General features: G+C 70.6%; 9 protein-coding genes. 5 read left to right on the top strand and 4 right to left on the bottom strand.

All coding sequences use genetic code 11. The features are described 5' to 3' along the window. Positions 1-1,194 (bottom strand): xylulokinase (locus E3T48_RS05595; protein ID WP_134522839.1); only part of this gene is annotated, 1,194 nt, incomplete at its 3' end. A 191-nt stretch (positions 1,195-1,385) separates the two neighbouring features. On the opposite strand from E3T48_RS05595, the gene E3T48_RS05590 reads away from it, so the two are divergent. After that, positions 1,386-1,964, top strand: a complete 579-nt coding sequence (locus tag E3T48_RS05590) for a hypothetical protein (protein ID WP_134522838.1) — start codon at positions 1,386-1,388, stop codon at positions 1,962-1,964. A 174-nt stretch (positions 1,965-2,138) separates the two neighbouring features. Then, positions 2,139-2,894: a 2,3-bisphosphoglycerate-dependent phosphoglycerate mutase gene (locus E3T48_RS05585; protein WP_134522837.1), complete on the top strand. Its 756-nt coding sequence runs from the start codon at positions 2,139-2,141 to the stop codon at positions 2,892-2,894. A gap of 105 nt (positions 2,895-2,999) precedes the next feature. On the opposite strand, the gene E3T48_RS05580 is transcribed toward E3T48_RS05585, so the two are convergent. Beyond that, positions 3,000-3,857 carry an aggregation-promoting factor C-terminal-like domain-containing protein gene (locus E3T48_RS05580; RefSeq protein WP_134522836.1) on the bottom strand — a complete coding sequence of 286 codons (858 nt, stop codon included), beginning with the start codon at positions 3,855-3,857 and terminating at the stop codon, positions 3,000-3,002. 240 nt (positions 3,858-4,097) lie between these two features. On the opposite strand from E3T48_RS05580, the gene E3T48_RS05575 reads away from it, so the two are divergent. Together E3T48_RS05575 and E3T48_RS05570 are read left to right on the top strand one after the other, a co-directional pair. Further along, the gene (locus E3T48_RS05575) at positions 4,098-5,090 is read left to right on the top strand and encodes an LLM class F420-dependent oxidoreductase (RefSeq protein WP_134522835.1); all 993 of its coding nucleotides are present in this window, start codon (positions 4,098-4,100) and stop codon (positions 5,088-5,090) included. Positions 5,091-5,244: 154 nt separating this feature from the next. Further along, on the top strand, positions 5,245-6,414 hold the full coding sequence (locus tag E3T48_RS05570) for a methyltransferase (protein ID WP_134522834.1): 1,170 nt from the start codon (positions 5,245-5,247) through the stop codon (positions 6,412-6,414). Between the two features lie 119 nt (positions 6,415-6,533). Here the strand turns inward: E3T48_RS05570 and E3T48_RS05565 are convergent, their stop codons facing one another. Together E3T48_RS05565 and E3T48_RS05560 are read right to left on the bottom strand one after the other, a co-directional pair. Further along, the gene (locus tag E3T48_RS05565; RefSeq protein ID WP_198417625.1) at positions 6,534-8,591 is read right to left on the bottom strand and encodes a glucose PTS transporter subunit IIA; all 2,058 of its coding nucleotides are present in this window, start codon (positions 8,589-8,591) and stop codon (positions 6,534-6,536) included. 326 nt (positions 8,592-8,917) lie between these two features. Then, positions 8,918-9,286 carry a DUF1622 domain-containing protein gene (locus E3T48_RS05560; protein ID WP_134522832.1) on the bottom strand — a complete coding sequence of 123 codons (369 nt, stop codon included), beginning with the start codon at positions 9,284-9,286 and terminating at the stop codon, positions 8,918-8,920. A gap of 275 nt (positions 9,287-9,561) precedes the next feature. Between E3T48_RS05560 and E3T48_RS05555 the strand changes: the two genes are divergently transcribed. Then, positions 9,562-10,941, top strand: coding sequence for a DUF6421 family protein (locus E3T48_RS05555; protein ID WP_134522831.1), 1,380 nt, complete (start codon positions 9,562-9,564; stop codon positions 10,939-10,941). Positions 10,942-11,056 lie beyond the last annotated feature (115 nt).

Genomic DNA, 11,056 nt, shown 5'->3' with positions numbered 1-11,056 from the left:
GGTCGTGCCGCCGCCGGCGAGCCAGAGGTCCCCGGCCGGCCGGCCGCCCAGCGCGGCGTGTGCCGTGCGGAGGGCGAGCGCCACTCCCTCGAGCGCCGCCCTGGCCAGGTCGGACCGGTCGTGGCCGAGGTCGAGCCCCACCCACGCGCCGCGCAGGTCCGGCCGGAGGTAGGGCGTGCGCTCACCGACCAGGTGCGGGAGGAACAGCGGCGCGCCCGGGCCGATCGGCCGGGCGGCCAGGTCGTAGAACTCCGGCCACTCGTAGCCGAGCAGGCGGCGCACCCAGTCCAGCGCCAGCCCGCCGCCGAGGATCGCCGCCATCTCGTACCAGCCGGACTCCGCCGCGTAGCTGTGGATGCCCCGCTCGGCCGCCGGGGCCGGCGCGGCCACAGGGGTGACGAACTGGCCGCCCGTGCCCAGGGTCAGCTGCACGGTGCCGGGGGTGACCAGCCCGCTGCCGAGCATCGCGGCGGCGGTGTCGGCGAGGCCGTGGGCGACCGGGATGCCCGCGCGCAGGCCGAGGTCGGCCGCGGCATCCGTCGTCAGCGGACCGGCGATCTCGGCGGCCTCGTTGATGCGAGGGAGCAGCGCCGGGTCGATCCGGAGGTCGACGGCGAGGTCGGTCAGCCACGCCCGGGTGGTCAGGTCGTAGAGCAGGGTCGCGGAGGCGTCGGTGTGCTCGGTCGCCGCGAGGCCGGTGAGGCGCAGCCGGAGGTAGTCCTTGGGCTGCAGGGCGACGGATGCCGCGCGGAGCCTTTCCGGCTCGTGCCGGGCCAGCCAGCCGAGGAGCACCCCGGCCATGCCCGGGCTGAACGGGTTGCCGAGCCGCCCGAGCACCGCGGGGGCCAGCCGGGCCCACTCGGACCGCAGGCCCGCCGCCCGGGTGTCCGCCCAGGTGATCGCGGGCCGCACCGGGTCGCCGCGCCCGTCGACGAGCACGAGGCCGTGCATCTGGCCCGACAGCCCGATGGCGCCGACGTTTCGTTCGGAGGCAGCCGTCACCTCCCGCACGGCCGCGCAGACCGCCGCCCACCAGGCGCGGGGATTGGTTTCGGCCCAGCCGGGGCGGGGCGCGTCGAGCGGGTATGCCGCCCGGGCGCCGGCCAGCCGCCGCCCCGCCGGGTCGAAGAGCGCGACCTTCACCGAGCTGGTTCCCAGGTCGATGCCGAGCAGGGTCTCTCCACCAGCGCTCACGGCTGCCTCCTCGGTCTGCGCGAACGCGTGTGGACGGACGATCGAATGCTACGCCGTGGCTCGGCCGACTGCGAGAAGAAGCCCAGCCCGCGCCCAGCCTCGCCTGCCAGTCTGGCCGACACCGGCGCATCCGTCACCGCGTCACCGACGTCACGCGCGCCAGACAACTCGACCGTCAGAAGGAGCACACCATGGGATTCCTCGACCGCCTCCTGGGCCGCGACGAACCGGAGCGCCCGGCCGGCCGCCAGACCACACCGAAACGCACGGACGACGAGATCGCCGTCGAACGCTACGAGTACCTGCTGCGCACGGCCCCGCCCGAAACGATCGAACAGGTGCACACCGAGGCGTTCGGCAAACTCACCGAAGAACAGCGCGATCTGCTCTTCCGCCGCCTGAGCGAGAACGCCGACGCCAGCGAGCGCCCCGCGAACGCCGAACCGGCCACCCTCGCCCAGGCCGCCACCCGCCAGGAAATCCGGCAGCCCGGCACCCTCGCCCGCAGCTTCGGCGGCCAGGGCCAAGGCGGGCTCGGCTTCGGCGGCATGGTCGGCAGCACCATCCTCGGCACGGTCGCCGGCTATGTCATCGGGTCCGCCCTGATGAGCACGTTCCTGCCGGGCGACTCCGGGGGCACGGATGCCGGCGGCGACACCTCCGGCGCTGACACGGCCTCCTCCGGCGGGGACTTCGGCGGCAGCTCCGGCGGGGACTTCGGCGGAGGCTCCGGCGGCGACTTCGGCGGCGGGGACTTCGGCGGCTTCTGACCGCTCACCGGGCACGTCCCGGGCGTCCGCGCCTCGACCGCGGCAGACCGCAACCGGGAGCCTGAAACCGGCAGCCTGAAACCGGTAGCCTGAAATCGAACGACGGCACAGGACGACCGCGCAGCCGGCACCCCGGCGCGGGGCCACCCGCGATGGAGAACAGGCTGGTGACCCGTGGCCGACCCCGGCATCCTGGTCCTCCTCCGTCACGGCGAGAGCACGGCGAATGCGGCCGGGCTGTTCACCGGCGTTCTGGATGCTCCGCTGTCGGTGCGCGGGATCCGCGAGGCGCACGCCGCCGCCGCCCTTCTCGCCGCCGCCGGCCTTGGCCCGCAGGCCGTCTTCAGCTCCGAGCTGCACCGGGCCAGGCAGACCACCGAGATCGTGACCAGGGACCTGCCTCCCCACCCGGTGTCGTCCGCCGCGGACTGGCGGTTGAACGAACGCAACTACGGCGCCCTGACCGGCCGGTCGAAAGAGGACGTCCGGGCCGAGTTCGGCCAGGAGCAGTTCCTGGCCTGGCGCCGCTCGGTGCACACGGCGCCGCCGCCGCTCGGCGACGCCGCGTTCGCCGCGCTGCGCGAGACCGACCTCTTCCGGCGGCTCCCGGCCGAGGCCCTCACCCGCACCGAAGCCCTCAGCGAGGTGATGACCCGGGTCGCCGCCTTCCACGTCGAACGCGTGGAACCGCGGCTCGCGGCAGGGCAGACCGTTCTCGTCGTCGCGCACGGCAATTCCCTTCGTGCGTTCTGCGCCGTGCTCGACGCGCTCGACGACCACGCGATCCACCGGCTCAACCTGCCGACCGGGCATCCGCTCGTCTACCGGTTCGGCGCTGCTCCGCCACCGGAACCGAGCGGAGGTCGCTATCTGGATGCCGTCGGCGCGCACGCTGCCGCGATCACGCTCGCCCTCGAGGGCGGAACCTGACCGGTCGGCCTTCCCATCGGGTCGCCGGCGAGGTGCGCGCCGGAACGGTCGGCCCCTCTGGGCAGGTTCCGTCGGTTCACTCGCCGACGAGGCCGCGCGGCCGGCCTAGTACCAGTCCATCGCCTGCGAGTGCGACCAGGCCGAGCACGGGGTGCCGTAACCGCGGCTGATGTAGTCGAGGCCCCACGTGATCTGGGTGCCGGCGTTGGTCCGCCAGTCCGAGCCGGCCGAGGCCATCTTGCTTCCCGGCAGGGCCTGCGGGATGCCGGTGGCGCCACTGCCCTCGTTGAGGGCCGTGTACGACCAGCCCGACTCCTTGGCCCACAGCTGCGCCAGGCAGGAGAACTGCGAGTCGCCCCAGCCGTAGCGGGATGCGGCCAGGTCGCGGGCGATGGCTCGGGCGCCGTCGGGGGTGTTGGCAGCCGCGAGCGCGGTGGCCGCGGCATCCGCTGCCGCAGCGGCCGCGACGGCAGCGGCCCGGTCGGCTTCGACCGCTGCGGCCTGCACGGTGGACGCTGCGGCGCGGGTCTGACCGGTCAGGGAGATCACCGCGTCGAGGTCGAGGGTCTCGTAGTTCGCGAGCGACGTGACGGATGCGGCCAGCGGTCCGACATCGACCTTGTCCCTGGTCGATGCCATCACCACGGTGGCGTCCCTGAGCGTGTTCTTTGCGCGCCCGTCGGCGTGCGCCTTGGCCGCCCGGGGGTAGACGGCGAGCTGGTCCTGGCGCAGGCCGGTGCTCTGGGAGAGTTCGGTGGTCGCCGCGATTTTCGCGGCGGTCGCCCGGCTCGTCCGGGCCGAGGAGGCGGCACCCACGATCAGTCCGGTGAGGGCCAGGGCGGCCGCAGCCGACACGACCGTGGTGCGGGTGCGCCGCCGCCTGGCGGCGAGCGCCTTGCGGGAGGGCGGCGTGCGCTGCGCGCGGGCAAAGGGGCGAAGCAGAGTGCGGAGGAGGGGGTTCATGGCTTCCAGGTTGCGGCGCCAACGGGCAGTCGAGGCAGGGGGCGCCGGGTCGGTGGACCCGCGGCCGGTGCGGCCGTGCGGGCGAAGGTGACAGTCTGCACGCCCGTACTGGACGAATCCTCAGTTTTACCTGTGCAACCCATGCACGCGTATTGACAATGCGGGGCGGCGATCCGGCACCGGCACCGCGAGACCGGGGCTTTCGCCAGGCTCCCGGCCGACTGCGCCTAGGCTCGAACTATGCGATTCGGACTGTTTGTACCCCAGGGCTGGCGTCACGATCTGGTCGGGATCGACCCCGCCGAGCAGTGGGCGACGATGAGCGGCCTCGCCGCGCACGCCGACGCCGGCGACTGGGAATCGATCTGGGTGTACGACCACTTCCACACCGTCCCGGTGCCGAGCGCCGAGGCCACGCACGAGGCCTGGACCCTGATGAGTGCGTTCGCGGCCACGACGAAGCGGGTGCGGCTCGGCCAGATGTGCACCTGCATGAGCTACCGCAATCCGGCCTACCTCGCCAAGGTCGCCGCAACCGTCGACATCATCTCCGGCGGCCGGGTCGAGATGGGCATCGGCGCCGGCTGGTACGAGCACGAGTGGCGCGCCTACGGCTACGGGTTCCCCCGGGCCGGCGAGCGCCTCGCCCGGCTCGAGGAGGGCGTCGAGATCATGAAGCAGGCCTGGACGACCGGAACGGCCACCCTCGACGGCACGCACTACCAGGTGGACGGCGCGATCGTGCGGCCGCTCCCGCTGCAGGAGGGCGGCATCCCGATCTGGATCGCGGGCGGCGGCGAGAAGGTGACCCTCCGCATCGCGGCGCAGTACGCGAACTACACCAACTTCGACGGGTCCCCGGAGGGGTTCAGCCACAAGAGCGCCCTGCTGGAGGAACACTGCCGGGTGCTGGGCACGGACTTCGGTGCCATCACGCGTTCGGCCAACTACAACACCGTGATCGCGGCGACCGAGGCCGAGGTGGCCGACCGCCTCGACGTGATCGAGGCGCGGGTCACGCCCCACCTCGGCGCCACGGGCGCCGCGGACTTCATGGCGGAGTACCGCACCGGGCAGGCGCAGGGCGTCGGCACGCCAGAGCAGGTCGTCGAGCGGCTGAACGGGATGAAGGAGCGGGGCCTGGGCTACGCCATCCACTACTTTCCGGAGGCCGCCTACGACCGCTCGGGCATCGAGCTGTTCGAGCGCGAGGTCATGCCGGCGCTGCGCTAGCTGTTCGTCGCCCCGCACCCCCGCCCGCACCCACCACCCCACGCCCGCCCCCACACCGCCGAGATCGACCTTTCCGGTCGAACTCGACCCGCACACCAGGCGGGTTCGACCGAAAAGGTCGAACTCGACGCCACGGAGCACGAAGATGGACCCGATGAACGGCACGAATTCCGCCCCCGGCACGCACGGGCATCCGTCACCGGACCGCGCAACCTGGGTCGAGGCCGGCGAGGCGCGGTCGGCGGCCTGGCATTCCGAGAGCGGTTGGGCGCCGCCGAAACGCATTGTCCCCGTCGACGACACCCTCACCGCGGATGCCGGCTACCGCCTGGCGAAGGCGGGCACCGGGATGCTGTGGCGCGGCGACTACCTGGGCGCCCGCCAGCTGCTGCAGGCCCTCGCGCGCCGCGTCGACCGCGGCCGGCACACCCCGTCACCCGACCTGGCGACCGCGTTCCACCGCACCCGCGCCGAGGCAGCCCGCCGGGCCCGCCTGCTCGGCCTGGTTCTCGTTCCCCTCGGCGCCGACTACACGGTTCCCCTCCGCCGGGCGCCGCAGGTGGCGGATGCCTGCACCGAGACGTACGGGCCGGCGGCCGAGCCGTCGGTCGTGTCCCTGCGCGAGCTCATCGGCGTGATCGGGGCGCACCAATGGCGCGTCGAGGGCGTCGACGTCCCGGCGCTCGGGGCGCGCATCCACCCGCACTACGGTGTCTTCTCCCCCGTCCGCGGCGAATACCTCGACCTCGTGCGCCAGGCTCCCCTGCCGGACGGGGCGAGCTCGGCCTTCGACATCGGCACGGGAACGGGCGTGCTCGCCGCGATCCTCGCCCGGCGCGGCATAGCGCGCGTCGTCGGCACCGACCAGGAACCGCGGGCGCTGGCCTGCGCCCGGGAGAACATCGCCCGGTTGGGATTGGCCGGGGCCGTGGACATCGTCGAGGCGGACCTGTTCCCGGCCGGTCGGGCGAGCGTCGTCGTGTGCAACCCGCCGTGGATCCCGGCCGCCGCCGTGACCGCGACCGACTTCGCCGTCTACGATCCGGCCAGCCGGATGTTGCGCGGCTTCCTCTCGGGACTCGCGGACCACCTCGAACCGGGCGGCGAGGGCTGGCTCGTGCTCTCCGACATCGCCGAGCACCTCGGGCTGCGAAGCCGGAGCGAGCTCCTCGACCTCGTCGAGGACGCCGGCCTCGAGATCGTCGCCCGGCAGGACACCCGGCCCGTGCACCGCAAAGCGGCCGACGCGAGCGACCCGCTGTACCTCGCCCGTTCGAAAGAAGTGACCTCGCTCTGGCGCTTGCGCGCGGCATCCGCCCACTGACCCGGCAACCGCTGACTCGGAAACCACTGACCCGGCAGACGCTGACTCACGCACGCGTGCACGCAGACAGAAAAGGTGGGCAGAGGAGACTCTCTGCCCACCCTCTGTTGTGAGGTGTCCTACTTGGCCGCGACCGTGATGAGCGGGCTGCCGACCGAGACGTGGCCGGACGCCGCCTGATCGACAGATCCGAACTTCTTGGGATTCGTCACGAGCACCGGGGTGACCAGCGAGTAGCCGGCAGCCTCGATCACCTTGCGGTCGAAGGTCACCAGCGGAGTGCCGGCCTCGACCCGGTCGCCTGCGGCCACCTTGACGTCGAAGCCCTTGCCGGCCAGGTTCACGGTGTCGATGCCCACGTGGATGAGCAGTTCAACGCCGCTGTCGAGCAGCAGCCCGAAGGCGTGGCCGGTCGGCTGGGCGACGACGACCTTGCCCGCACCAGGTGCGTACACGGTGTCCTCGGTCGGATCGACTCCGACGCCGAGCCCGACGATTCCCTTGCTGAACACTGGGTCCGGCACTTCGGAGAGGGGAACGACGACGCCCGCGACGGGCGAACCGATCGTGGCCAGGACGGTGGCGACCGCGGTCGCCGTGCCCGTGGTCGCGGTCCCGGTGCCTGCCGCACTCGCAACGACCGGCGCTGAGACAGTCGAGCCAACGGCGGCCGTTGTGCTCTCGGCGGCTTCCCGAGCCTCGACCTCAGCGGCGACAGCCGCCTTCTGTTCGGGCGTCTGGTAGCCGGAGAGGATCACCAGGATCATCGCGGTGAAGAAGGAAGCAGCGACAGCGCCCGCATACAGCGGGATGTTGTCGAACGCGGGGATGGTCAACAGCGAGGTGAAGACGAATGCGCTGGTCTTCACTCCGCCGCCGAGGCCGATGATGACGCCACCGACGAGGCAACCGACGAGCATCCGCGGGTAGATGCGTTTGAACCGCAGGTGGATGCCGTAGAGCGACGGTTCGGAGATACCGCCCAGGAGGCCGGCCGCGAGTGCGCCCGTCGCCGTCTGCTTCATCTGGCGGTCCTTCTCACGGATGGAGAGGAACAGCACGCCCGCGGTTGCGCCGAAGCAGGCGAAGTTCCAGGCGCCCATCGGGCCCTGGATGAAGTCATAGCCGAGGGACTGGATGTTCAGCAGCATGATCGCGTTGAGCGGCCAGTGCAGGCCGAGCGGCACCATGAACGGGTAGGCCAGCGGAATGACGACCGCGAAGATGAACGGTGAGAAATCGTTGATCGACTTGAGGAAGTTGCCGAGGCCCGCTCCGCCGTACACGCCGATCGGGCCGATGAGGAAGGCGGTCAGCGGAATCATGACGAGCATGCTGATGAACGGCACGAAGATCAGCTGCACGCTGGCCGGAATGATCTTCTTCAGATACTTGGTCAGCAACCCGAGCACGGCTGCCATCAGCAGCGGCGGGAACACCTGCGAGCTGTAGTCGGTGACGGTCAGCGGCAGACCGAAGATCTGCACGATGGCTGCCTTGCCGTCGAAGACGGTCTCCGCCCCGTCCGAAGCCCCCAGCGCGGCGAAGCCGGGCAGCATGACGACGGCCATGATGGCGAAGCCGACCCAGGGGTCGGCGCCGAGCCGCTTCGAGGCGTTGTAGGCCACCATGAGCGGCAGGAAGACGAAAACGCCCTGCCACATCAGGTTGACGAACTGCCAGGACGGGTCAAGGGTGACGCCCGGTGAGTTCCAGGCCGGAATGACGCCGAGAGTCGCCATCAGGGCCATGAACGTGATGAAGAGGGATGCGCCGAGCAGCGCGCCGAGGATCGGGCGGAAGGAGTCGGACAGGACCTCGAAGAACGTGTCGAGACCGGCGAACTTTCCGCGCGGGCCCTTCGCGCGTTCCGCGGCCTTGACGTCGGCGATGGTGTCGCCGGCGTGGCTGTCGCCGGAGTGCATCTTCTTCAATGCGGGCAGCGCCATAATGTCGTTGTAGACGGTCTCGACGGCCCCGCCGATGACCACCTGGTAGCGGTTTCCGGTCTGAGCAACAGCGCCCAGGACGACAGGTATCGCCTCAACCGACGCTTGGTCGATGCCCGATGCGTCCTTGAGCTGGAAACGTAGGCGGGTCGCACAGTGGGTGAGGCCGACTATGTTTTCGGCCCCTCCCATGCTTTCAATAATGTCTGCAGCAGGTTTCGATGCCACTTGGTTCTCCCTAGGGTGTGGATGCGGGACGGGGAGTCTCCGCTGGGCACAACTCAGTGCGAACCGCGGTGGCCGGCTGAGAAGGTTCTCTTAATGTGCACGTATCATTAGCAACGATAACGGCTTTCGAGGGGCACCGGGGGCCACTCGCTCGGCTCCAGAGCCGTCGACTGGCCGTGGACTGGCCGTCGCAGCCGTCAGTCATGGCCCGATTGCAGTGGTGACCAGCCAAACCCGGCCGCGCTCCTACGCGAAGCCCGCGCACCGCCGACCGCAACATTCGAGGCAAATGCGATCGTGGTCGCCCGGCAGGCCGCCGGGGCAGGTCAGGCCGGCGGATCGCCGCGGCGCACCCGCCAGCGCGCCCACGGCCAGACGCCGTCCATCTCCACCTCGAGCGAGAAGCTGAGCAGAATGCGGATGATGACGATCCCGGCCAGGCCGAGCACGCTCTCCGTGGTCAGGTCGACCAGGATCGTGCGGATGATGTCGGCCACGATCAGCACCTCCAGCCCGAGCAGGATGGCCCGGCCGAGGTTGCGGCGCAGCTCGGTGTATGCGCTCTTCCGTGAGGCGACGGCCAGCGCCCGCGGCACCGCCACGACGAACGCGGATGCCCCGCCCAGCACCATGATCCCGGCACCGGCGGCCTCCACCACCTGCACGACCGTCCGGATGACTTCTTCGAATGCCATCTGCTTCACTTCCGGTTGCGGGTGGACACGTGCACTCCCCATTCTTGCCCCCGATCCTCCGCCGAGATCTACCTTTTCGGTCGAAACCGACCGGCGGAAGTGTCGACCTCGACCGAAACGCTCGAATTCGGCGAGATCAGGCCATATTTCCGGCGATTCGTTGCGGGAAATCGCAAGAAAACGCCGGGGTCGTCCCGATACGCTGGACCGTGGCGCTGAAGCCGGGCGCCGATACCCCGCCGCAACCGCGGCACTCACGAGGACGGGAGGTTCCCATGTCGAATTATGTTGCGCAAGAAGCACTGGTCGGTGAGCCCGAGGTTCTCGAGGACGTCGCTTCGTCCCCCGCGTGGCTCCGACTCAAGGCCGCCGCCACCGCCTTGCAGGCCCTGCAGGTCAAGAACGGTTCGGTCCCCGAGGCCACCGCGCACACGGATGCCGCCGCCCACGTCGCGACCATCACCGCGGCCGTCGACGAGCTCGCCCCGCGGTTCCCGCACGACGCCGCCTACCTGACGGCGCTCACCGCGGACTTCTCCCGCTGGGCCGCGGACGGCTTCGGCGAGCCCGACTTCTACGACTCGCTGATGGCCTTCCAGCCGCAGCGGCACCGCAGCGACGGCATCCGTCACCTGGTCGTGTTCCCGATGTACACCCAGAACGGCAGCACGAACCGCCTGGTCGAGGCCGTGCTGATCGAGGTCATCTGGCCGGAGTTCATCGACGAGCTGGAAAAGGAGTACACGAACGGATTGTTCGTGCCGATCCGGTTCCTCGACTTCACGCCCGGTTACGACACCAACTCGGCCGTCCTGTTCCCCGAGACCGTCGCGATGCGCGAGATCCCCACCTTCACCTGGGGGGCGATCTTCGCCGACCGCGAGGCCGCGAGGTTCCGCCGGGTCGTGCACGCGGCGGCCGAGATCACCCGTCTGGACCTGCCCGCCGACGCCGCCGCGCTCCTGGACGACCAGCACCTCACCGAGGAAACCTTCGTGATGTGGGACCTCATCCACGACCGCACGCACATGCGCGGCGACCTGCCGTTCGACCCTTTCATGATCAAGCAGCGGATGCCGTTCTTCCTTTATTCCCTTGAGGAGCTGCGCTGCGACCTGACCGCGTTCCGCGAATCGGTCACGATCGAGCGCGACGAGGCGGCCAGCCCCGAGGCGCGCAGGCACGCGAAACTGGTGCAGTACGCCGTGATCTTCGACCGGATCTTCCGGTTCGCGATCAGCGGCAGCCGGGTGCGCAACTACGACGGGCTCGGCGGCCAGCTGCTGTTCGCGTGGATGCACCAGCACCACGTGCTGCACTGGACCGACACCGCGCTGACCTTCGATTGGGACGCCGTGCCCGAGGTGGTCGTCGCGCTCGGCGCGCAGATCGACGAGCTCTACTGGGCGTCGATCGACCGGCCGAAGAAGGCACACTGGCTCGCCGCCTACGAGATGATCGCGAAGACCCTGACGCCGAACCCGGCGTCGACCTGGGCTCGCGGCCTGCCGTTGGAGGTGCTCGCCGGCGCGCCGAAGGGGTACACCGACCTCGTGCTCGACGACGAGTTCCCGCTGTCGATGTTCTTCGAGGCGCTCGACAAGAAGATGAAGGCCGTGATCGAGTCGACGGCCGGGCTCACCGGGCGTGACTGAACGGCCTGACGAAACCGCGGGGCCGGCGTCCGACGCCGGCCCCGGGCTCGTCGGCGCGCCCGACGGCGCGGGCGCAGTATCCGACGCCGGCCGCGCCGCGGCCTACCCGGCCGAG

The sequence above is a fragment of the Cryobacterium fucosi genome, from assembly GCF_004403515.1.
GTDB lineage: Bacteria > Actinomycetota > Actinomycetes > Actinomycetales > Microbacteriaceae > Cryobacterium > Cryobacterium fucosi.
The sequence above is the reverse complement of the archived record's forward strand: the minus strand, read 5'-3'. Positions and strand labels throughout refer to the sequence as shown.